Below are 20,170 nucleotides of genomic sequence, written 5' to 3' on the forward strand. Positions count from 1 at the left end.
AGGAGGTCTTCTTCGAACGCGGCCCACGCCTCGGCGGGGAGGGTGCCGGCCTGGTCGATGATGACCTGCGCGTGCCGGTAACCGATCCGCCCCTCCGACAGGGCGGCCATGGTGGCGGGGAGGTCGTGGGCCAGGGCGCGGCTCTCGTGGATGAGCGTGTCCGCGGCGCCCTGCGACAGCGACAGCCGGGCGGCGACCTCGGACACGAACACGCGCCGGGCCCACTCGGTGCGTTCCGCCGGGGACAGCCCGGCGTCGCGGTTCACGAACTCGTCCGAGACCTCCGACCACAGCCTCGCCTGGTCGATCGCCCGGGCCCGATCGGCCGCCATCATGGCCAGGGCCGCCTCGTTCTGCGCGACGTCGTCGAGGAGGACATCCAACCGGTCCGCGTACCCGTCAGGCAGGCCGCCGGCCAGCAACGCCCCGGTCCGGGCGGCGTCCTCGGCGTCGCGGACCGACGCGCGAACCAGCTCCTCCGGGATCACGTCTTCCGGATCGACCCACTGCTCGGCGGATTCCTCGGCCCAGCGCTGCAACCACTCGTCCCACGGCTCACCCGCGAACGGATCCGGCCCCAACGCCGCCAACTCCGCCGCGACGTCGTCGGGCAGCGCGGCACCGGGCAAGGCAACGCCGGGCTGGCTGCCGGAGTGGCTGCCGGGAGGCCGACCCGGCGGCGCGCCGGGAGGAGCAGCTACCTCGGCACCGAGCGGGTGAGAGAACCTCAATGATTCATCCATGGCACCAGTGAACACCACACCACCGACATTCCCGTCCGTCTGTCCTGCTGAGCACAGGCATCCGCTGAAACACGCACGTTGGCGTGCCGTGCTAGACAAATGAGTGTGACTGCAGACGATCCCGGCAGGCACCTGCCTGTAAAGGTGGGCGCCGCAGCGGCGGCGCTCAGCGCCATCGTGGCCATCCTCGCGCTCATCGTTCTGGACGTGCAGATTCCGGCATACGCGACGGTTCTGTTGATCCTGATCGTGAGTGCCGCCGCGGGCCTGACCGCTGGGATCGCTGCGCGGAAGAACCGTTCGTCTACCGGAGTCCCAAACCGACCGTGACAGGCACTGGCGTTCGGCGACGCCAACCGCCTAGGGCCTCCTATCCGCCGACCTCCCCGTTTGACCGGGCCAGGTCGATCAGCGCCAACCCGAATTCGGGCCGGTACGTCTTCCGCAGCTGGGCGGGCGATTCCCGGATGATGACCTCCAGCGTCGGCCACACATGCCCCTCCATGAGGTGTCCACCCCGCGTCGTGCCATCCGACAGTCCGAGCACCGCGTGCAGGTGCAGCTGCGGCCCCTTCTCCGACCCCGCGATGTCACCGACCAGCGAGAGCGCCTCGCACTGCTCATCCACCGGAATGCGCCGGTAGTCATTCCGGTCACGGTCGAACCAGCCCACGACCGCCCGTTCGAAGGCGCCCACCGCCGTCACCTGCGCGGCCTCGAGTTCGTGTTCCCGCGCGAAGGCCGCGAGCGTCGCCACCGCTTCGTCGCCGACGTCGAGCACGACCACGAACGTCGAGGACCCCTCACCGGCCGAATCATCGATGTGCTTCCACTGCATGACGCGCTCCTTCCGCCTCGTCGTACCGATCACACTACGACGTGCGATTCGCGCGCTCTAGAATCGGCCCATGGCTCGCCTCGTGGTCGTTCTTCCGCTGACTCCGCTTCAGACGAATTCGAGTTTCGCCGTGCACGACTGGCCGCTGCACATCACAGTGCTCGCGCCATTCACAACGGATGCCGCCCGGCACGACATCATCGACGCCATCGCATCCGCCGCGTCGGGTGAAACCGCCATCACTGCCGTCGCCGGAGCAGACGCCCTGTTCGGGAGGCGCCACAACGTTCCCGTGACGCTCGTCGAAGAGAACGCGGCGCTCATCCGTTTGCACCTCGCCCTGATCGACACCGTTCGGCCGATCGCCTCGTCCCCCGACGAGCCCGCCTTCACCGGCGCCGAGTTCCGGCCGCACGTGACGAAGAAACACCACGGGCGCGTGCGCGCCGGCGACAAACTCGCGCTCACTCAGGTCGCCCTCGTCGACATGGCCCCGCGCTCCGCTCCTGGCGGCCGTTCCGTGCTCGCCACCTTCCCCCTGACCCGCTAGTCGACCTCGTCGTCGTCCCCCTCACCGGAGGCGACAACGCCCTGGTCGTGCCCGTCGTCGCCGCGGGGCACCCCGGTGCCACCCAGGTTGGTCGCGGTGTAGTCCTGACCGCCAGAGAGCACACCGCCCATCGTGCCGGCATACCCAGACCCCGCAACGGTCTCTCCCCCGGCGGCGGCGCCCGTGCTCGGCGCGCCCTGGCCCAGCTCATCCGCCTTCTCTTCATCGGTCAGCGGGATGTCGCCCTCGCCCACCTGGCCGGTGGGGCCGTCGGGCAGGTCGTTCGTGTTCGTGTCCATCGCGGGATCCTTCCTCAGCCTGTGCACTCCGGTCTAACACGTCCGAGCGCGAATGGGGTCCCCAGCCCGAACCCCGGAGGAACCGAAGCTCGTTAGGCTAGTCGCGGCGGCGCCAAGAGCGCCCCAAAGTCCAGATCATTCCCACGATTCCCGGGCATCCCGGCGAACCGTTCAACGAGAAGAGAGAAGCCAGTGCCAGGAGAGAACCTCACTCGGGTCGAAGCCCAGGAACGCAGCGCCCTGATCACGGTCCACGACTACGACGTCACCCTCGACCTCACGACCGGCCCCGAGACGTTCTCCAGCACCACCACGGTGCGGTTCACCGCGAAGGCGGGCGCCTCCACGTTCATCGACGCGATCACCCGCCGCGTGCACTCGGTGACCCTCAACGGCACCGAGCTCGACCCGGCCGGCGTGAGCGACGGCATCCGTATTCAGCTCGACGACCTCGCCGACGAGAACGAGCTGACCGTCGTCGCCGACGCCGTCTACACCAACACCGGCGAGGGTCTGCACCGCTTCGTCGACCCGGTCGACAACGAGGTCTACCTCTACAGCCAGTTCGAGGTGCCCGACTCGCGCCGCATGTTCGCCGTGTTCGAGCAGCCCGACCTGAAGGCCACCTTCCGGTTCACGGTGACCGCGCCCGCCGACTGGCAGGTCGTCTCCAACTCGCACACGCCCGAACCAACGGATGCGACGCCTGCCGCCGATGGAAGCGCCCGCAAGACCTGGGCCTTCGAACCGACCCAGGTGATGTCGAGCTACATCACTGCGCTTATCGCCGGCCCGTACGCCGTCACCCGCAGCGAGCTCACCTCCAGCGACGGCCGCACCATCCCCCTCGGCATCTTCAGCCGCAAGAGCCTGTTCGAGTACCTCGACGCCGACTACATCTTCGAGAAGACCCGCCAGGGCTTCGCGTACTACGAGGAGAAGTTCAACTTCCCCTACCCGTTCCCCAAGTACGACCAGCTGTTCGTGCCCGAGTTCAACGCGGGCGCCATGGAGAACGCCGGCGCGGTCACCTTCACCGAGACCTACGTGTTCCGCTCCAAGGTCACCGACGCGATCAAGGAGCGCCGCGTCGTCACCATCCTGCACGAGCTCGCGCACATGTGGTTCGGCGACCTCGTCACCATGAAGTGGTGGAACGACCTCTGGCTGAACGAGTCGTTCGCCGAGTGGGCGTCCACCATCGCCACCGCCGAGGCCACCGAGTGGACCGAGGCGTGGACCACCTTCGCCGCGATGGAGAAGAGCTGGGCGTACCGGCAGGACCAGCTGCCCTCCACGCACCCCGTCGTCGCCACCATCAACGACCTCGAAGACGTGCAGGTCAACTTCGACGGCATCACCTACGCCAAGGGCGGCTCGGTGCTCAAGCAGCTCGCCGCCTGGGTGGGCATCGACGCGTTCTTCGCGGGCGTCGGCTCCTACTTCGCCAAGCACCAGTGGGGCAACACCGAGCTCCGCGACCTCCTGGTCGAGCTCGAGGCCGCCAGCGGCCGCGACCTCACCGAGTGGGCGAAACTGTGGCTCGAGACGGCGGGCGTCAACACGCTGCGCCCCGAGATCGAGGTCGACGACTCCGGCATCATCACGGGCTTCGCCGTGCTGCAGTCTGCCGCCACCGACTACCCCACCATCCGCCCGCACCGCCTCGCCATCGGCTTCTACAACCTCCGTGGGGGCAAACTGGTGCGCGACACCCGCGTCGAACTCGACGTGAACGGCGAGCGAACGGATGTCGCGGAGCTCGTCGGCCAGGCCCGTCCCGACCTCGTGCTGCTGAACGACGACGACCTCGCCTACGCGAAGATCCGGCTCGACGAGGCGTCGCTCGCCGTCGCCATCGAGAACCTCGCGGCGATCGAGAGCCCCCTGGCCCGCTCGCTCGTCTGGGGCTCGGTGTGGGATTCGACGCGCGACGCCGAAACCTCACCGCGCGACTTCGTGCGGCTGGTGCTGAACAACATCGCGACCGAGACCGAGTCCACCACGCTCCGCACGGTGCTCGGCCAGGTCGTGCTCGCGGCGACGCAGTACGTGGCACCGGAGCACCGCGACGAGGTCGTCACCGAGGTGGGCGACGCGCTGCTGCGGCTCGCACGCGAAGCCGAGGCGGGAAGCGACGCGCAGTTCCAGTTCGTGAAGTTCCTCGCATCCGTTGCGTCGACCGACGAGCAGCTTGACGCCGTCCAGTCGCTCCGCGACGGCTCGGGTGCGCTGCCCGGACTGGACATCGACACCGACCTGGACTGGGAGCTGCTGATCGCCCTGGTCGCCGGCGGCAAGGCCGACGCGACCGAGATCGACGCCACCCTGGCGAAGGACAACACCGCCACGGGCGTGCAGTCCGCCGCGCAGGCCCGTGCGGCGATCCCCACGGCTGACGGCAAGCAGGCCGCCTGGGCGTCACTCATCGACGTGGACACGGCGCCGAACACCATCGTGCGGGTGACCGCCGCCGGGTTCCAGCGCGCAAGCGACACGGCGCTGCTCGCGCCGTTCGTGCCGGTGTACTTCGACATGCTCCAGCGGATCTGGGAGAAGCGCAGCTACGCCATCGCCGAGAAGCTCGTCGGTGGCCTGTACCCGGCACCGCTCGCCAACCAGGAGCTCGTCAACGCGACGCGCAGCTGGCTCGACGCCAACCCGCAGCCGCCGGCGCTCCGCCGCCTGGTCGTCGAGAACCTCGCCGGCGTCGAGCGCGCCCTGGCCGTGCAGGCCCGCGACCGCAGCTAGCCGCGCCCGGGCTCGCCCCTCGCCCGATCCCCGTGTGAGGGGACAACTCTTCCTAGTGCCGAGGCCGCCACACTAGGGAAAGGTGTCCCCTCACACGGCGCTGCGGCGACGTACAGGGCGACGTACAGGAGGTGCGCAGTGGCCACTCGTAAACTGTCCTTCATATGAAAATGGACTCCCTCTGGACGGCATTCACCGATCTCTTTGACGCCAAACACATGGCCGACCTGCTGATGAAGGTCATCGTGATTGTCGTCATCATCGCGGTCGCCCTCCTGCTGCGCTGGCTGCTGCACTTCGTGATCGACCGCGTCGTTCGGCAGATCGTCTCCGGCGCCAAGAAGAAGCAGAACGTCACGGACACGCAGGCGCTGGCAGCCTCGCCGCTGGCGACGGTGCGACTCGTTCAACGCGCACGCACCCTGGGGTCGGTGCTGACCAACATCGTCAACGTCCTCATCTTCGTCATCGCGGTGCTTGCGATCGTGCACACCATCAGCGCTGCCATCCTCGGCTCGTTCGCTCTCCTCACCGCCGCCGTCGGCGCCGGCCTCGGTTTCGGCGCCCAGAACATCGTGAAGGACGTGCTCAACGGCCTGTTCATGGTCGTGGAGGACCAGGTCGGGGTCGGCGACATCGTCGACGTGGGTTTCGCGACCGGCGTCGTTGAAGAGGTCGGCATCCGCATCACCAAGGTGCGCGACGTCGACGGCACCCTCTGGTTCGTGCGCAACGGCGAGATCCTTCGAACGGGCAACATGTCGCAGGGCTGGGCGAGAGTGATCGTCGACCTGCCGATCCCGTACACGTCCGACGTGGAGGCGGTGCAGGCCGCGATGCTCGAGAGCGCCTCCGAGTTGGCCAAGACCCCGAAGTGGCGCCACCTCGTTCTGGAGAAGCCCGAGATCTGGGGTCTCGAGACCATCTCCGCTGAGGCCCTGGTGACCCGACTTGTCGTCAAGACCCGGGTATCGGCCAAGTGGGACTTCGCCCGGGCACTCCGGCTCCACCTGAAGCAGGCCCTGGATAGTATGGGCACGTCGCTGACCCCGCTCAATGCCGTCGTGATGACGGGAATGGACGGCGCAACCGCAGTGGAGGCCGCGACGGAGGCGGCCGAGGCATCCGCTGCTTCGAAGACAACGGGAGCAAAACGTGGCGACTGAACCGGCTGGCGTGCACCTGCGCACGGGCGCGAACGGGCAATCCGCGCTGCCGACCCTGTACGACGAGGTCGGCGGCTATGCGTTCTTCGAGAAGCTGGTCGACGATTTCTACCGCGGCGTCGCCGACGACCCGGTGCTCCGGCCGATGTATCCCGAGGAGGACCTGGCGCCCGCTGCGCACCGGTTCACCCTGTTCCTCGTGCAGTACTGGGGCGGCCCCGGCACCTACAGCGAGCAGCGCGGGCACCCCCGGCTGCGGATGCGCCACCAGCCGTTCACGGTCAACCCTGACGCCCGCGACCGGTGGCTCGGGCATATGCGCAGCGCCCTCGACAACGCGCAGCTGCCCCCTATGCAGGACGCCGCGCTGTGGGACTATATGGACAGGGCAGCGCACGCGATGGTCAACACCTTCGAGGCCTGACGCCCCTCGGGCCGGGCTGCGCGCCGGCGTCTGACGAAGGAGTGCGATGAGCCAGCGAACCGGCCGGCCGGTCACCGAAGCGGATGTCATCGTGGTCGGGGCAGGATTGGCCGGCCTCGTGGCGACGGCTGAGCTCATCGACGCGGGCACGCGCGTGCTGCTCGTGGAACAGGAGCCGGCGGCATCCGTTGGCGGTCAGGCGTGGTGGTCGTTCGGCGGGCTGTTCCTCGTCGAGTCCCCCGAGCAGCGGCGCCTCGGCGTGCGGGACTCGCTGGACCTGGCCCGGCAGGACTGGTTCGGGACCGCCGGGTTCGACCGCCCGGAGGACTACTGGCCCAGGCAGTGGGCCGAGGCGTATCTCGACTTCGCCGCCGGTGAGAAGCGTGCGTGGCTGCGGCAGCAGGGCCTGAGCTTCTTCCCGGTGGTCGGTTGGGCGGAGCGCGGCGGATATCTGGCCTCCGGCCCGGGCAATTCCGTCCCGCGCTTCCACATCGCCTGGGGTACCGGGCCCGGCGTGCTCGACCCCTTCCTGAAGCGGGTGCGCGCCGGCGTGGCCGACGGCCTCGTCACCCCACTGCACCGACACCGCGTCGACGAGCTCATCGTGGAAAGCGGTGCCGTCGTGGGCGTGCGCGGCGGCGTGCTGTCCGCCAGCAATGCCGCCCGCGGTGTGCCGAGCAACCGGCACGTGCTTCGTGATTTCGAGCTGCGCGCCGGCGCCGTGGTCGTCGCGAGCGGCGGCATCGGCGGCAGCCTCGACCTGGTGCGCGCCCAATGGCCGGAGCGCATGGGCAAGGCCCCGCGCAGCATGCTGTCCGGCGTGCCCGCGCACGTCGACGGGCGGATGCTCGCCATCACCCAGCAGGCGGGCGCCCATCTCATCAACGGCGACCGGATGTGGCACTACGCCGAGGGGATCACCAACTGGGACCCGGTGTGGCCGCGCCACGGCATCCGCATTCTGCCCGGTCCCTCCTCGCTGTGGTTCGACGCGACCGGCAACCGGCTCCCGGTTCCCCTGTTCCCCGGGTTCGACACGCTCGGCACCGTGGAGCACATCGCGGCAACCGGGTACGCGCACAGCTGGTTCGTGCTGACGCAGAAAATCATCGAGAAGGAGTTCGCGCTGTCGGGCAGCGAGCAGAACCCCGACCTGACCGGCAAAGACGTCAAACTCCTCGCCCGCAGGGTGGGGCCGGGCGCGCCGGGTCCGGTGGAGGCGTTCAAGGAGAAGGGCGCCGACTTCGTGGTGGCCGAGACGCTCCAGGAGCTGTTCGAGGGCATGCAGCGCCTCTCCCCGGAGGTGCAGATCGATGTCGAGCGGATGCGAGACGAGATCATCGCGCGCGACCGCCAGCTCGACAACGATGTCAGCAAGGATGCGCAGCTGAATGCGATCCGGCAGGCGCGACACTACCTCGGCGACAAGCTCATCCGCGTGGCCAGCCCGCACAAGATCCTCGATCCGACGAACGGGCCGCTCATCGCCGTGAAGCTGCACCTGCTCACCCGCAAGAGCCTCGGCGGCATCGAGACCGACCTGTCGGGCCGGGTACTCGCCCGCGTCGGTCATCCCATTCCGGGCCTGTATGCGGCCGGGGAGGCGAGCGGGTTCGGCGGGGGCGGCATGCACGGCTACCGCGCGCTCGAGGGCACGTTCCTCGGTGGATGCCTGTTCTCCGGTCGCACCGCCGGTCGCGCCGCCGCCGCTGGGCTCTGACCCCGGTATCCGACCGCGCCTCGACTGTCGCGCCCCTGCCGTATGCAGGAGCCCACCGGCGTGTCGCCACCGAACCGCCCGGATCCGGGCCCCGACACACCTCCGCTCCTGCAAATGGCACCGGACCGGAGCTTGCCGGCGAGCGGGGATCGGCCATCAGGCCTGCAGGTTCCAGGCCTTCTGCCGCACGAGCACGTGCCCCCGGCTGGTGCTGAGGCGCGTCCACGGTCCCGTCCCGAGCAGATGCACCGGTTCGTCCGGTGAGAGGAAGCCGAGACTGAACGCGGCGAAGGCCGCGCCCGTGGGCAGGAAGTCGAACCCGCGCACCGGTGCGCCCCAGACCTCGGAACGCACGCGCTGCACGAGCTGCTCGCCCGTGCCGGCGGGGATCGCCGCGGCGACCTCGTCGATGCCGGCGCGTGCCGCCTCGACCAGCCGCGCGGCATCCGTTTCGCCGTACCGTCGCCAGCCGCCCTTGGGCGGTGAGATGCCCGCCCACGTGACGGTGCTCACCTGTGTGGGCACCGTCACCGCAATGGCGTCCTCCGCGGTGGCCGGAGTGGCGGCGGTCTGCAGTCTCGCGACCCGGTCGAGCAGCGACCGGATCGGCACGACGACGTCGAGGTCGACCGGCTCGGTCAGGGCGAACGTGCGCAGCCCGAGCACGGTGGGCGTGTCGTCGAGGAGGCCGCGCGGGTACAGGATCGCGCTGTACACGGCGAGCACACCCGCGGCCGACATCAACCGCACCGAACCGTCCTCGACGCGCCCCGCCCGCGACAGGTAAACCTGCAGGTCACTGAGGGAATGCGAATCGGGGAGGGAGAATGACTGGCTCATCTGCTCCTAAACTATCAAGGTACGGGCCGATTCACTGCGATTCGTTCCCGCCGCACGAGGAGGCCCCATGCACGCACCGCTCGACGGACTCATCACCGCCCTGGACCTGGTGGACACCGGGGCGCGCACCAGCGAAGACATCTTCACCGGTCCGTCGCAGTGGATGCCGCATGGCCGCGTCTTCGGAGGGCAGGTGCTGGCTCAGTCACTGGTCGCCGCGACGCGCACCGTGGCCGACGACCGGCATGTGCACTCGATGCACGGCTACTTCCTGCGCCCCGGCGACGTCGACGAATCCATCACGTTCGCCGTCGACCGCATCCACGACGGCCGCTCGTTCTCGACCCGCCGCGTGCAGGCATACCAGACCGGCCTGCCGATCCTGTCGATGATCGCGTCGTTCCAAGACGACGACGAGGGGCTCGTGCACCAGATCGAGATGCCCGGCGACATGCCCGACCCCGAGTCGCTGCCCAGCACGGCGGAGGTGCTCGGCCACCTCGACCACTCCGTGGCCCAGCACTGGGCGAACGATCGCCCTTTTGACATGCGGCACGTGCCGTCGCCGATCTACCTCAAGGCCGACGGTGAGCGCACTAGTCACCAGGCGATCTGGATGAAGACCCTCGGCCCGCTGCCGGACGACCCGGATTTGCACCGGGCGGCGCTGGCGTACGCGAGCGACTACTCCATCATGGAGCCGGTGCTTCGCCGACACGGCCTGCCGTGGATCACGCCGGGGCTCAAGGTAGCCAGCCTGGACCACGCGATGTGGTGGCACCGGTTCGGCCGCGTCGACGAATGGGTGCTGTATGTGCAGGACTCCCCCGCCGCCCAGGGCGGCCGGGGCCTCTCGCGCGGCAGCATCTTCAACCGCGACGGACTGCTGCTCGCGACCGTCGCCCAGGAGGGCATGGTCAGGATTCCCAGCCGGCGCTAGGGCGGCCGGCCCTCACCTACCCGCGGCGGCACAGGCCGGCCCCGCCCGTGAGTCGCGGGGAATGCACCCTCCCGCGCCGCGCGAAGTTCGCACGTCAGCAGCGGGAGCGGCCGCGGCGGCCGGCCGCGCGGCATCCGCTGGCTGCTACCGACGGGCGAACTGCACGGGCTCCTCGAGGTACGGCGTCCACGCGGCGCGCTCGGTGTCGCTGATCTTGCGGGGCCGCCCGCTGGCGGCGTCGACGAGCACGATCGTCGTGCTGGCCCGCGCGAACTGCACCGCCGGGTCCGCACCCTCCGGGCTCCACACCTCGTAGCAGACCTCGAGGCTCGCGCCGCCGAGCTTCCCCAGCCACAGCCGCACGTCGACGGGTTGCCGGAGGTAGGGAATCGGTGCGAGGTACTCGATCTCCTGCCGGGCGATGAGCGTGAGCGTCGCGGCGCCGGGGCGACCGTCGAGCACCGCCGTGCTCGCGCCGACCGCGGACTCCTCGGTCTCGTCGCTCACCCAGAACGCGAGGATGCGCGCCTCCTCGAGGAGGCGCAGCATCTCGGCGTTGTTGACGTGCCCATAGGCGTCGAGGTCCGACCAGCGGAGGCGGATGGGAACGTTGAGCTTCACGGCCGGGCCTAGTCGCGGGTGAGCTTGCGGTACGCGGAGCGATGCGGCTTGGCGGCGTCGGGCCCGAGGCGCTCGATCTTGTTCTGCTCGTACGCCTCGAAGTTCCCCTCGAACCAGTACCAGTTCGCCGGGTTCTCCTCGGTGCCCTCGTAGGCGAGGATGTGCGTGGCGATGCGGTCGAGGAACCACCGGTCGTGGGTGATCACTACGGCGCAGCCGGGGAATTCGAGCAGCGCGTTCTCGAGCGAGCCCAGGGTCTCCACGTCGAGGTCGTTGGTCGGTTCGTCGAGGAGGAGCAGGTTTCCGCCCTGCTTCAGGGTCAGTGCCAGGTTCAGCCGGTTGCGCTCACCGCCGGAGAGCACGCCCGCCTTCTTCTGCTGGTCCGGTCCCTTGAACCCGAAGGTGGAGACGTAGGCACGCGACGGGATCTCGCTCTTGCCGACCTGGATGAAGTCCTGGCCGTCGGAGACGACCTCCCAGAGAGTCTTGTTCGGGTCGATGCCGCCGCGGCTCTGGTCGACGTACGAGATGTCGACCGTCTCGCCGACCTTCAAGGTGCCGTCATCGAGCGACTCAAGTCCGACGATTGTTTTGAACAGCGTGGTCTTGCCGACGCCGTTCGGTCCGATGACACCGACGATGCCATTGCGGGGCAGGGTGAAGCTGAGGCCGTCGATCAGGATGCGGTCGTCGAACTGCTTGCGCAGGCCCTTGGCGTCGATGACCTGCGAACCGAGACGCGGGCCGACGGGGATCTGGATCTCTTCGAAGTCGAGCTTCCTGGTGCGCTCGGCCTCGGCGACCATTTCGTCGTACCGGGCGAGGCGCGCCTTGGACTTGGCCTGGCGTCCCTTGGAATTGGAGCGCACCCATTCGAGCTCGTCGGCGAGGCGCCTGGACAGCTTGGCGTCCTTCTTGCCCTGCACCTGCAGACGCTCCTGCTTCTTCTCGAGGTAGGTCGAGTAGTTGCCCTCGTAGGGGTAGAGGTGCCCCCGGTCGACCTCGGCGATCCATTCCGCGACGTGGTCGAGGAAGTACCGGTCGTGGGTGACGGCGAGGACAGCGCCGGGGTACTTGGCCAGATGCTGCTCGAGCCAGAGCACGCTCTCGGCGTCGAGGTGGTTGGTGGGCTCATCGAGCAGCAGCAGGTCGGGCTTCTGCAGCAGGAGCTTGGTGAGCGCCACGCGGCGCTTCTCACCACCGGAGAGGTTGGCAACGGAGGCGTCGCCCGGCGGGGTGCGCAGCGCGTCCATCGCCTGCTCGAGCTGCGAGTCGAGGTCCCAGGCGTCGGCGTGGTCGATCTCCTCCTGGAGCACGCCCATTTCGGCCAGGAGCGTGTCGAAGTCGGCGTCGGGTTCGGCCATCGCCGCGGAGATCTCGTTGAAGCGGTCGAGCTTGCCCTTGATCTCGCCCACGCCTTCCTGCACGTTCTCGAGCACTGTCTTCGACTCGTCGAGTTCCGGTTCCTGCATGAGGATGCCGACGCTGAAGCCGGGTGTGAGTTTCGCCTCACCGTTGCTCGGGGTGTCGAGCCCGGCCATGATCTTCAGAATGGTGGACTTACCGGCACCGTTCGGGCCCACGACGCCGATCTTCGCGCCGGGGAGGAACGACATCGTGACGTCGTCGAGGATGAGCTTGTCGCCGACCGCCTTGCGGGCGCGGACCATCGAGTAAATATATTCGGCCATGGTCCTAAGTCTATTTGGCGCTGGAGCCCAGCAGGCACCGGCCCGTGCCGAGCAGGGGCGCCACCATGCTGTGGTAGCCCTTGTCTTCCGGGCCCCGCTGCCCGACGATGCATTCTCCGTTGAAGCGCACCGAGAACTGGATCGAGTCGGCCTCGAGGTCGGCCGTCGTGCGGTCCGGCGTCACCTCCATGTCGCCCCGGTCGAACCCGGCGACGACGAGGGCATCGACCAGCGCGGCGCCGGAGGCCGACGGGTCCTTCGCCAGGACCGCCTTCACCGTCATATCGAAGAATGCGAGGTTCTGTTCGGCGGACAACGACGGGTCGAGCGACGGGATCGGGGTGGGGGTGGGTGTCGCGACGGGGCTCGACGGCGCGGGCGAGCCCGGGTCGTGCGCCCCGCCTTCGGCAGCGGTGCAGCCGGCAAGGCAGCCCACGGATGCCAGTGCCACGATTGTGAGCGCGGCCGGCCCCCATGCGCGACGCCGACCGGTCGCCGTTCCCCCGTGGTTCCGCACTCCGACGTCCTCCCCCGCGCCGCGTCGTGCGGCCCGCTACGAGTCTACGTCGGCCAGCCCGCGCATCTCGTTGCCGGGCGACGGCAGGAATCCGTCGCCCGCGACCGGGCGAGGCTCCGTCACCCGATCGACGAACGGGTCACGCGGCATCGGCTCCGCCTCCCGGTCCGGCACCGCCGCATCCGCTGCCGCCTGTGCGGCGGACGCGGGCGATGGCGCGCTCCGAACCGGCGTCGTCGTGCACCAGAACAGGTCGTGCCCCACGGCATCAGCCTCGAGGTCCATGCTCGTTCCCCGCTTGTCGTCCTTCTCCCAATTTCGCACTTTGAGGCGCCCGGTCACCAGCACGTGGTCGCCCTTGTTGATGGAGCGCGCCAGGTTGAACGCCAAGTGCCGGAAGCCTGAGACGTTGTACCAGTTCGTTCCGGCGTCGACCCAGGCCTTCTTGTCCTTGTCGAAGCGGCGCAGGCCCGACGCCAGCCGGAAGGTCGTAATCGGCAGCCCGGATGCGGTGACATAGTGCTTGGGCGGGGTTCCCACCACTCCGGTGACGGTGGTCATGTCGTTCATTGCTCTCTCGCTCTCTCTCGGTGGTTCTGGATGCTCGCAGGAGGTTCGGGGACGACCACTCGTGCCGGTCATCGCCGCCCCCGAACCATCAGCGAGTCTGCGCCCACAGAACGCTCCAGACGCAGGGCGCTTCAGATCGGTGGAGAGCCTCCAGCGCTTACGTGCTTGGGGAGGAAGCCGAGCGGGCGCCGGCAGGGCGCATCCGGTTACAGTGGCCCCATGACCTTCATCGCTGACGAAAACCGTTATGACTCGATGCCGTACCGGCGGTGCGGAAAGCGCGGGCTGGTGCTGCCGGCACTCTCGCTCGGCCTCTGGCACAATTTCGGCGACGAGCGGTCCCGGGAGACGCAGCGGGCGATCCTCCGTCGCGCGTTCGACCTCGGCGTGACTCACTTCGACCTGGCCAACAACTACGGCCCTCCCCCCGGCTCGGCGGAGAGCAACTTCGGCCGCATTTTCGCGCAGGACTTCCGTCGATACCGCGACGAGCTCATCATCTCGACCAAGGCCGGCTATGACATGTGGCCGGGCCCCTATGGTGACGGCGGATCGCGCAAGTACCTGCTGTCGTCGCTCGACGCGAGCCTCGGCCGCATGGGCCTGGACTACGTCGACATCTTCTACTCGCACCGTTTCGACCCCGACACGCCCATCGAGGAGACCATGGGCGCCCTCGCCACGGCGGTGCACCAGGGCAAGGCGCTGTACGTGGGCATCTCCAACTACGAGCCGGAGCAGACGGAGGCCGCAGCCGCCGCCCTGGCCGAGCACAACGTGCCGCTCCTGATCCACCAGCCGCGCTACAACATGTTCGATCGCCACATCGAACAGGGCCTGTTCCCCGTGCTCGAGAAGCTGGGAATGGGAAGCATCGTCTTCTCCCCGCTTGCCCAGGGCCTGCTCACCGACCGCTACCTCAGCGGCGACGTGCCCGCCGACTCCCGTATTGCGACCAGCCGGTTCCTGACCACCAAGGCACTGAGCCCGACGTACCTGGAGCGGGCGCGGGCGCTCAATGACATCGCCGCCGGCCGCGGACAGAGCCTGGCGCAGCTGGCCCTCACCTGGATCCTGCGCCAGGAGGCCGTGACATCCGTTCTCGTCGGCGCGTCGAGCGTGGCGCAACTCGAGCAGAACATCGCCGCCCTCGACGCCTCCCCGCTCGACGAGCAGGAGATCGCCGCGATCGAGCCCTACGCGGTGCACGGGACTGCCAAGCGGTAGCCGGCGTGTCGGTGGCGGGCGTTACGGTCGACGCAACACCCGCCATCCACTTCGGAGGTCCGACGTGAACCGTACGCTCACCACCCCGCGCACCATCGGCAGCTGCACACTGGTGCCCGTCAAAGACGGCCTCTGGCGCGTCCTCGACCGATCGGGTGCGGTGCTCGGGCACGTCGAACGCAGAACGGATGCCGCGGGCGACCGGTTCGCCGCCCGGCGCCTTGTCGCCGCCACCCGCACCTACGACCTCGGCCTGTTCTGGCGCGTGGAGGACGCGGTGGACTGCTTCCGCTAGGGGCGACATGCGGCACACCGCCTGGCTTCCGCGGCGATCCCGCACGCTGGGGATACAGTTCGGCACATGCAGTGGTGGAATAGCTTCGTCCAGTGGTTCACAGATGCCGACTCGCTTCCGGTTCTCTTCGGTGCTGTCGTGCTCGTCGTCGCAAGTGTGCTCGCGACCTGGGCGTCGCGGAGCGCGATCAAGTCGCTGGTGCGCCAGCGCGACCGCGAGCAGCAGGCCGCCGTCATCGCGACGCTGGTCGACGCCGCAATCGAGATGTCCAGCTGGAACTCGCTCAGCCCCCAGGAGCAGCTGCTGGTCGACCGGGCAGCCGGACAGGCCGACATCCAGTTGCGCCTGCTTCCCGTGCGCGGGTCCGCCCTCGCGGCCGAATGGGCCTCACACCAGCTGGCCGAGATCCGGCTGACCTCCGGCGCGTTCGGTTACCAGAGCGACGCCGTGCTCCACGAGTTCCGCGACCGGCTCCTGGACTGGCAGGCGAAGCCGGGCAAGACCCGCAAGGTCTTCCAGTCCGACCTTGAGCGGTGGCAGTCGCAGGGCACCACGCGTCCCTCCCCCGCCGCACTGCTCGGGGAGCAGGAGGATTGGACGCCGCGGCAGGCGCGCGACGACCGCGCTCCGGAGACGAATCTTCTCAGCCCGGCACGCTCCCGCTCCGCCGCGCCGGCGCCGCTCGGCAACGAGGAGGCGCCGCACGAGGCGACCCAGCGCCTCATCGACGATGTGGAAGCACTCGAGGTGCGCCCCACCGGCGCCGGGAGCCACTCGGCACCCGTACTCCCGGCCTGAGGCCTCCTCACCGCCACCAGGTGTCGGCCGGCACCACGGGCAGGTTTCGCTTGTGCCTCGTGCTGAGGTAGCGCGCTTCAATGGACTCGGCCGCCGCGGGGTCGATATCGTGCCCTTCGAGATACGCGTCGATGTCGTCGTAGCTGAGGCCCAGGTTCGCCTCGTCGGTCTGGCCGGGGTTCGTGTCGAGGAGGTCGGCTGTCGGCACCTTGAGGTAGAGGCGCTCATCCGCGCCCAGCTCTTTCAGCAGTGAGCGACCCTGGCGTTTGGTGAGGCCCGACAGCGGCAGCACGTCGGCGCCACCGTCGCCGAACTTCGTGTAGAAACCTGTGACGGCTTCAGCGGCATGGTCGGTGCCGACCACCACGGCGCCCGTCTGACCGGCGATCGCATACTGGGCGATCATGCGCGCCCGGGCCTTCACATTGCCCTTGTTGAAGTCCGTCAACGGTTCGCCCATGCTGTCGGCGTATTCGGCCTCGAAGCCATCGACGGCGCGCTGGATGTTGAAGGTCACGGCCTGCTTGGCCCGGATGAAACGCAAGGCGAGTTGCGCGTCGTCTTCATCGCGCTGTACGGCGTACGGCAGACGCACGGGGAGGAAACGCGCCTCGACTCCGTCAGCCGCCAAGTCCTCAACCGCCAGCTGGCAGAGTCTGCCGGCGAGGGTGGAGTCCTGTCCGCCGCTGATGCCCAGCACGAGGCCACTGGCGCCCGTGCTGCGGAGGTAGTCGGCGAGGAACGCGACGCGCCGCTCGATCTCGGTCCGCGGGTCAATCGTGGGTGACACGTGGAGGTCGGCGATGATTCGTGCCTGCAGGTCGCGCATTCCCCGAATCTACCAAAGGGCGCGCGTCCGCCAAGGACGACATCCGCTGCCCAGCAGACGGGCAACCGGTCGCCGTCGGTGAACGGCCCACGCATTAGACTCGGTACGCCCGCCTCCGTAGCTCAGGTGTCTAGCATTGGTTAGCATGGGCTGGTGCCTCCCCCCGTAGCTCAGCGGAAGAGCACGCGGTTTCTACCCGCACGGCCGGGGGTTCGAATCCCTCCGGGGGGACTACGTGGCTGTGGCCTCGGTTCGGCTTGGCCGAGTTCGACAGGCTACGAGCGCCGGGTGAAGGTCAGATGAACCACGCCGGACGGCGACGGCGTTGCCTCGATGTCGAAGCGCTCCTCCAGGCCCTCCAGCCCGTCCCAGAGCCGCTCACCCCGGCCGAGCACGATGGGAACGAGCACGACGTGCATCCGGTCGATGAGGTCGGCCTCAAGGAATTGACGCACGGTCGTCGCGCCGCCGCCGATGCGGATGTCGAGGCCGTTGGCGAGAGCGCGCGCCTGCTCGAGTGCTGCGGCGGGTCCGGCGTCGAGGAAGTGGAACGTGGTGCCGCCTTCCATCTGCACTGAAGGGCGCGGGTGATGGGTGAGAACGATGACGGGCGTATGGAAGACAGGCTCGTCGCCCCACCAGCCCTTCCAGTCCTCGTCCTCCCAGGGCCCTCGCTGCGGGCCGAACTTGTTGCGCCCCATGATCTCAACGCCGATGCCGTCGGCCCAGTTGCTCGCGAACGCCTCGTCCACGCCGTGCGACCCTTCGCCTGGACCTCCGACGCCCATGCCACGAAACGTCTGGGTTCCGAAGGCCCACCCCATCAGGCGCGTGCCGGCGTGTCCGAACGGGGCCTCGAGCGTCTGGCCTTCACCGGTGCCGAAGCCGTCGAGGGAGACGGCGAAATTGTGGACGCGGACCTTCGACACGGGACCTCCAGGGATTGGTTGCGGCTGCACTCACTTTAGGAAGCGCTTTCGGTTTTATCAATTGGCACTGCCGTGGCGAGTAGCTTCCCGTGCCAATCTCTGCCGCATGAAGAGATCTTCTTTGCGCGCAAGCTCTGGCTCGCTGATCGTCAGGCAGGCGGCAGCTCGAACGTGGCGCCGAGGCGGGTGAGCGCGCCATAGAGATCGGGCACGCCCCACCAGTCGGTGGCGAGGCCGTTCTCGAAACGGAGCAGGTGCATGGAGCCGAGGCTCACGGACTTACCGGTCGCCGGCAGACCGAGGAACGACCCCACATGTGTTCCTCGCCACGTGATCCGGCTCGCGATCTTGTCTCCCTCCACGACGGTGTCCTCGACCACGCCGCTGAGATCCGATAGTCCTGCGTGCATCCCACGCATCCAGCGCACGACGCCCTCACGTCCGGGCGCCTGCCCCGGGAGTGCATCGTGGTCCACGATGTCCGGGCTGACGATTGCCGCCAGGGCATCGGCGTCGTTCGCTTCGAGTGCCGCAATGAAGCGTCCGTATGCCTCCCGCAGGTCATCCGCATCACCCATTACTCCTCCTTGTCCCGCACGAGCCGCGCACGGCCGCAACCCGGAAGTGGCTGCCACATCCAGCTTGACCACTACTCCGTCGTCGGACAAGAGCTTTCGTCCGGCACCTCCTCTACGCAACGCATCGCGCAGCGGATCGTGCGTCGGCGATATTTGAGGACGCTCCACGCGTAGAACGCCACAATGAGCGATTGTGAGCCGGCAAGAGGAAAGAAGGCCCAGCCGAAGGTGAATCCGGCCTGGAGGAATCCAACGCCGAGGACACCCAGTCCCAGCGCGATCACGACCTTGACGATCCCGCGGACCAGGTTGAGGCGCGTGAAGGTACAGTGACGCACTCGGTCCGGAACGTGCGACGGCCTGTCACAGCCTCAGCGTCATGTACGCGCTGTTGTGATCGAGCCCATAGGAGCCGAAGGGGAGGCATGGAACGAAGCCCGCTTTGGCGTAGAGGGCGCGCGCGGGCGCAAAGAACTCCATGCTTCCCGTCTCCAATGAGATGCGCTGGATATCGCGGGCGCGAGCATCGTCGAGCAGGTGGTCGAGTAGACGGGTGGCCACGCCGATGCCGCGCCTGACCGGATCGGTGCGCATGCTCTTCAACTCCTCGTGGCGGGGTTCAAGAGTCGCCAACGCACCCGTGCCGATCACGTCGTCGCCCTCACGGGCAACCCAGAGTCGGACTGTCGCTGCCCTCAACTCGGCAAGATTCAACGCATGCTGGCTCTCGGCCGGTGCGGTCGGAGCAAGTTCATCGAGATGATCCTGCAAGAACGCGGCAAGGCGCGCGTCGTTGAAGTCCGCCCGAGCTATCTGTATCGTCACCGCTCCATTGTCGCGTCGCCGTGTTTCCGGCGTATGACGGAGATGCCGGCTGCGGCGGCGCCATTCGGGTGGTATCACAGCGCTTTCGCGGCGGCGACCAGCACCTGCGCGAGCGTGGGCACGCCGGTGGCGCGGAACACTTCCTCGCCGTCGGCGTTTCTCACCAGGACGGTGGGGGTCGAACGGATGCCTGCGGCCTCGGCTTCGTCGACGTACCGCGCGACGTCCATGTCGCGCACCGTGGCCTGCGGCACGAGCCTGGCCGCTTCGGCGAGCACGGCCCGGGTCTGGATGCACGGCTCGCAGAACGCCGAGGAAAACAGGGTGAGCTCCATGACCTCACAGTGTAGGCCGCCCGGGCGCTGTCAGGGGCCGAGGATAGACTCGACGCATGACGAACAGCAGTGACCGGTTGGTGTGGATCGACTGTGAGATGACCGGCCTGGACCTCGACGCCGACGAACTCGTGGAGATCGCGGTCGTGATCACGGATTACGACCTCAACCTCGTGGACCCCGGCATCGACATCGTGATCAAGCCCGACGCATCCGCTTTGGAGAACATGGGCGACTTCGTGCGCGAGATGCACACCAGCTCCGGCCTCATCGAGGAGATCCCCCACGGTGTGAGCGTTGCCGAGGCCGAGTTCCAGGTGCTCGAATACGTGCTCAAGTTCGTGCCCAACGAGCAGAAGGCCCCGTTGGCGGGCAACTCGATCGGCACGGATCGCGCCTTCCTCGCCAAATTCATGCCGCGCCTCGACGGGCACCTGCACTACCGGAACATCGACGTCTCCTCCATCAAGGAGCTGTCCCGGCACTGGTACCCCCGCGCGTACTTCCACGCGCCCGCCAAGGGCGGCGGCCACCGGGCGCTGGCCGACATCCTCGAATCCATTCGTGAACTGGCGTATTACCGGCAGGCGATCTTCGTCGCCGACCCTGGCCCCACGAGCGATGAGGCAAAATCGGTGTCAACCGCCGTGGTGGACGCGTTCGCCCCAACCATGTAATAGAATC

General features: G+C 68.2%; 24 protein-coding genes and 1 tRNA gene. 12 read left to right on the plus strand and 13 right to left on the minus strand.

Going from position 1 to position 20,170, the window contains the following annotated elements; genetic code table 11:
- Positions 1 to 743: DUF222 domain-containing protein (locus EEJ31_RS10815; RefSeq protein ID WP_148040174.1), on the minus strand; the 743-nt coding region annotated here is incomplete at its 3' end.
- A gap of 105 nt (positions 744 to 848) precedes the next feature.
- Between EEJ31_RS10815 and EEJ31_RS10820 the strand changes: the two genes are divergently transcribed.
- Positions 849 to 1,073 (plus strand): hypothetical protein, encoded by a 225-nt coding sequence (locus EEJ31_RS10820; protein ID WP_148040175.1) that lies wholly within the window; start codon positions 849 to 851, stop codon positions 1,071 to 1,073.
- Positions 1,074 to 1,113: 40 nt separating this feature from the next.
- On the opposite strand, the gene EEJ31_RS10825 is transcribed toward EEJ31_RS10820, so the two are convergent.
- Positions 1,114 to 1,581 (minus strand): PPC domain-containing DNA-binding protein, encoded by a 468-nt coding sequence (locus EEJ31_RS10825; RefSeq protein ID WP_123046320.1) that lies wholly within the window; start codon positions 1,579 to 1,581, stop codon positions 1,114 to 1,116.
- A 70-nt stretch (positions 1,582 to 1,651) separates the two neighbouring features.
- Here EEJ31_RS10825 and EEJ31_RS10830 point away from each other — a divergent pair, with 70 nt between their 5' ends.
- Positions 1,652 to 2,131, plus strand: coding sequence for a 2'-5' RNA ligase family protein (locus tag EEJ31_RS10830; RefSeq protein ID WP_123046321.1), 480 nt, complete (start codon positions 1,652 to 1,654; stop codon positions 2,129 to 2,131).
- Here EEJ31_RS10830 and EEJ31_RS10835 read toward each other — a convergent pair.
- Positions 2,128 to 2,430, minus strand: coding sequence for a hypothetical protein (locus EEJ31_RS10835; RefSeq protein WP_123046322.1), 303 nt, complete (start codon positions 2,428 to 2,430; stop codon positions 2,128 to 2,130). The two genes, EEJ31_RS10830 and EEJ31_RS10835, sit on opposite strands and share 4 nt — an antisense overlap.
- A 192-nt stretch (positions 2,431 to 2,622) precedes the next feature.
- Here EEJ31_RS10835 and pepN point away from each other — a divergent pair, with 192 nt between their 5' ends.
- The 4 genes from pepN to EEJ31_RS10855 all read left to right on the plus strand — a co-directional run bounded on the left by pepN (position 2,623) and on the right by EEJ31_RS10855 (position 8,491).
- Positions 2,623 to 5,181, plus strand: a complete 2,559-nt coding sequence (pepN, locus tag EEJ31_RS10840; protein WP_123046323.1) for an aminopeptidase N — start codon at positions 2,623 to 2,625, stop codon at positions 5,179 to 5,181.
- Between the two features lie 164 nt (positions 5,182 to 5,345).
- On the plus strand, positions 5,346 to 6,347 hold the full coding sequence (locus EEJ31_RS10845) for a mechanosensitive ion channel family protein (protein WP_233563853.1): 1,002 nt from the start codon (positions 5,346 to 5,348) through the stop codon (positions 6,345 to 6,347).
- A gap of 46 nt (positions 6,348 to 6,393) precedes the next feature.
- Positions 6,394 to 6,771: a globin gene (locus EEJ31_RS10850; protein ID WP_123046363.1), complete on the plus strand. Its 378-nt coding sequence runs from the start codon at positions 6,394 to 6,396 to the stop codon at positions 6,769 to 6,771.
- 46 nt (positions 6,772 to 6,817) lie between these two features.
- Positions 6,818 to 8,491 (plus strand): FAD-binding dehydrogenase, encoded by a 1,674-nt coding sequence (locus tag EEJ31_RS10855; protein WP_123046325.1) that lies wholly within the window; start codon positions 6,818 to 6,820, stop codon positions 8,489 to 8,491.
- Positions 8,492 to 8,647: 156 nt separating this feature from the next.
- On the opposite strand, the gene EEJ31_RS10860 is transcribed toward EEJ31_RS10855, so the two are convergent.
- Entirely contained in the window at positions 8,648 to 9,331 is a 684-nt protein-coding gene (locus EEJ31_RS10860; protein ID WP_123046326.1) for a hypothetical protein, read from the minus strand.
- A 67-nt stretch (positions 9,332 to 9,398) separates the two neighbouring features.
- Between EEJ31_RS10860 and EEJ31_RS10865 the strand changes: the two genes are divergently transcribed.
- A complete protein-coding gene (locus EEJ31_RS10865) occupies positions 9,399 to 10,271 on the plus strand; it encodes an acyl-CoA thioesterase (RefSeq protein WP_123046327.1) in 873 nt (290 codons plus the stop codon).
- 144 nt (positions 10,272 to 10,415) lie between these two features.
- On the opposite strand, the gene EEJ31_RS10870 is transcribed toward EEJ31_RS10865, so the two are convergent.
- The 4 genes from EEJ31_RS10870 to EEJ31_RS10885 are packed head-to-tail and all read right to left on the minus strand — an operon-like array spanning position 10,416 to position 13,670.
- Positions 10,416 to 10,892 carry an acyl-CoA thioesterase gene (locus tag EEJ31_RS10870; protein WP_123046328.1) on the minus strand — a complete coding sequence of 159 codons (477 nt, stop codon included), beginning with the start codon at positions 10,890 to 10,892 and terminating at the stop codon, positions 10,416 to 10,418.
- Between the two features lie 8 nt (positions 10,893 to 10,900).
- Entirely contained in the window at positions 10,901 to 12,583 is a 1,683-nt protein-coding gene (gene ettA / locus EEJ31_RS10875; RefSeq protein WP_123046329.1) for an energy-dependent translational throttle protein EttA, read from the minus strand.
- A gap of 10 nt (positions 12,584 to 12,593) precedes the next feature.
- Positions 12,594 to 13,100 carry a DUF6993 domain-containing protein gene (locus EEJ31_RS10880; protein ID WP_123046330.1) on the minus strand — a complete coding sequence of 169 codons (507 nt, stop codon included), beginning with the start codon at positions 13,098 to 13,100 and terminating at the stop codon, positions 12,594 to 12,596.
- A gap of 36 nt (positions 13,101 to 13,136) precedes the next feature.
- Positions 13,137 to 13,670: a single-stranded DNA-binding protein gene (locus EEJ31_RS10885; protein ID WP_158603948.1), complete on the minus strand. Its 534-nt coding sequence runs from the start codon at positions 13,668 to 13,670 to the stop codon at positions 13,137 to 13,139.
- A 219-nt stretch (positions 13,671 to 13,889) separates the two neighbouring features.
- Between EEJ31_RS10885 and mgrA the strand changes: the two genes are divergently transcribed.
- The 3 genes from mgrA to EEJ31_RS10900 all read left to right on the plus strand — a co-directional run bounded on the left by mgrA (position 13,890) and on the right by EEJ31_RS10900 (position 15,990).
- Complete coding sequence (gene mgrA, locus EEJ31_RS10890) at positions 13,890 to 14,897, plus strand: L-glyceraldehyde 3-phosphate reductase (protein ID WP_123046332.1); 1,008 nt, start codon at positions 13,890 to 13,892, stop codon at positions 14,895 to 14,897.
- 64 nt (positions 14,898 to 14,961) lie between these two features.
- Positions 14,962 to 15,192: a DNA mismatch repair protein gene (locus EEJ31_RS10895; RefSeq protein ID WP_123046333.1), complete on the plus strand. Its 231-nt coding sequence runs from the start codon at positions 14,962 to 14,964 to the stop codon at positions 15,190 to 15,192.
- A 66-nt stretch (positions 15,193 to 15,258) separates the two neighbouring features.
- Entirely contained in the window at positions 15,259 to 15,990 is a 732-nt protein-coding gene (locus EEJ31_RS10900; RefSeq protein ID WP_123046334.1) for a hypothetical protein, read from the plus strand.
- A 7-nt stretch (positions 15,991 to 15,997) separates the two neighbouring features.
- On the opposite strand, the gene nadE is transcribed toward EEJ31_RS10900, so the two are convergent.
- On the minus strand, positions 15,998 to 16,819 hold the full coding sequence (gene nadE, locus EEJ31_RS10905) for an ammonia-dependent NAD(+) synthetase (protein ID WP_123046335.1): 822 nt from the start codon (positions 16,817 to 16,819) through the stop codon (positions 15,998 to 16,000).
- Between the two features lie 159 nt (positions 16,820 to 16,978).
- Here nadE and EEJ31_RS10910 point away from each other — a divergent pair.
- Positions 16,979 to 17,050 (plus strand) — tRNA-Arg (locus EEJ31_RS10910).
- Between the two features lie 44 nt (positions 17,051 to 17,094).
- Here EEJ31_RS10910 and EEJ31_RS10915 read toward each other — a convergent pair.
- From EEJ31_RS10915 to EEJ31_RS10935, 4 genes are all read right to left on the minus strand, one after another.
- On the minus strand, positions 17,095 to 17,748 hold the full coding sequence (locus tag EEJ31_RS10915; RefSeq protein WP_123046336.1) for a dihydrofolate reductase family protein: 654 nt from the start codon (positions 17,746 to 17,748) through the stop codon (positions 17,095 to 17,097).
- Positions 17,749 to 17,897: 149 nt separating this feature from the next.
- Complete coding sequence (locus EEJ31_RS10920; RefSeq protein WP_123046337.1) at positions 17,898 to 18,326, minus strand: ester cyclase; 429 nt, start codon at positions 18,324 to 18,326, stop codon at positions 17,898 to 17,900.
- 363 nt (positions 18,327 to 18,689) lie between these two features.
- Positions 18,690 to 19,151 (minus strand): GNAT family N-acetyltransferase, encoded by a 462-nt coding sequence (locus EEJ31_RS10930; RefSeq protein ID WP_123046339.1) that lies wholly within the window; start codon positions 19,149 to 19,151, stop codon positions 18,690 to 18,692.
- Positions 19,152 to 19,225: 74 nt separating this feature from the next.
- Positions 19,226 to 19,486 (minus strand): thioredoxin family protein, encoded by a 261-nt coding sequence (locus tag EEJ31_RS10935; RefSeq protein ID WP_123046340.1) that lies wholly within the window; start codon positions 19,484 to 19,486, stop codon positions 19,226 to 19,228.
- A gap of 56 nt (positions 19,487 to 19,542) precedes the next feature.
- Between EEJ31_RS10935 and orn the strand changes: the two genes are divergently transcribed.
- Positions 19,543 to 20,163 (plus strand): oligoribonuclease, encoded by a 621-nt coding sequence (gene orn, locus EEJ31_RS10940; RefSeq protein WP_123046341.1) that lies wholly within the window; start codon positions 19,543 to 19,545, stop codon positions 20,161 to 20,163.
- Positions 20,164 to 20,170: the final 7 nt, after the last annotated feature.

It is taken from the genome of Cryobacterium tepidiphilum, assembly GCF_003716325.1.
In the GTDB taxonomy this organism is placed as follows: Bacteria; Actinomycetota; Actinomycetes; order Actinomycetales; family Microbacteriaceae; genus Cryobacterium; species Cryobacterium tepidiphilum.

Coding starts and splice junctions, on each gene's coding strand:
- ettA (WP_123046329.1), bottom strand. CDS start 12,583: ATGGCCGAATATATTTACTCGATGGTCCGCGCCCGCAAGGCGGTCGGC.
- EEJ31_RS10830 (WP_123046321.1), top strand. CDS start 1,652: ATGGCTCGCCTCGTGGTCGTTCTTCCGCTGACTCCGCTTCAGACGAAT.
- nadE (WP_123046335.1), bottom strand. CDS start 16,819: ATGCGCGACCTGCAGGCACGAATCATCGCCGACCTCCACGTGTCACCC.
- EEJ31_RS10860 (WP_123046326.1), bottom strand. CDS start 9,331: ATGAGCCAGTCATTCTCCCTCCCCGATTCGCATTCCCTCAGTGACCTG.
- EEJ31_RS10855 (WP_123046325.1), top strand. CDS start 6,818: ATGAGCCAGCGAACCGGCCGGCCGGTCACCGAAGCGGATGTCATCGTG.
- EEJ31_RS10935 (WP_123046340.1), bottom strand. CDS start 19,486: ATGGAGCTCACCCTGTTTTCCTCGGCGTTCTGCGAGCCGTGCATCCAG.
- mgrA (WP_123046332.1), top strand. CDS start 13,890: ATGACCTTCATCGCTGACGAAAACCGTTATGACTCGATGCCGTACCGG.
- EEJ31_RS10920 (WP_123046337.1), bottom strand. CDS start 18,326: ATGGGTGATGCGGATGACCTGCGGGAGGCATACGGACGCTTCATTGCG.
- EEJ31_RS10865 (WP_123046327.1), top strand. CDS start 9,399: ATGCACGCACCGCTCGACGGACTCATCACCGCCCTGGACCTGGTGGAC.
- EEJ31_RS10825 (WP_123046320.1), bottom strand. CDS start 1,581: ATGCAGTGGAAGCACATCGATGATTCGGCCGGTGAGGGGTCCTCGACG.
- EEJ31_RS10885 (WP_158603948.1), bottom strand. CDS start 13,670: ATGAACGACATGACCACCGTCACCGGAGTGGTGGGAACCCCGCCCAAG.
- EEJ31_RS10845 (WP_233563853.1), top strand. CDS start 5,346: ATGAAAATGGACTCCCTCTGGACGGCATTCACCGATCTCTTTGACGCC.
- EEJ31_RS10835 (WP_123046322.1), bottom strand. CDS start 2,430: ATGGACACGAACACGAACGACCTGCCCGACGGCCCCACCGGCCAGGTG.
- orn (WP_123046341.1), top strand. CDS start 19,543: ATGACGAACAGCAGTGACCGGTTGGTGTGGATCGACTGTGAGATGACC.
- EEJ31_RS10900 (WP_123046334.1), top strand. CDS start 15,259: ATGCAGTGGTGGAATAGCTTCGTCCAGTGGTTCACAGATGCCGACTCG.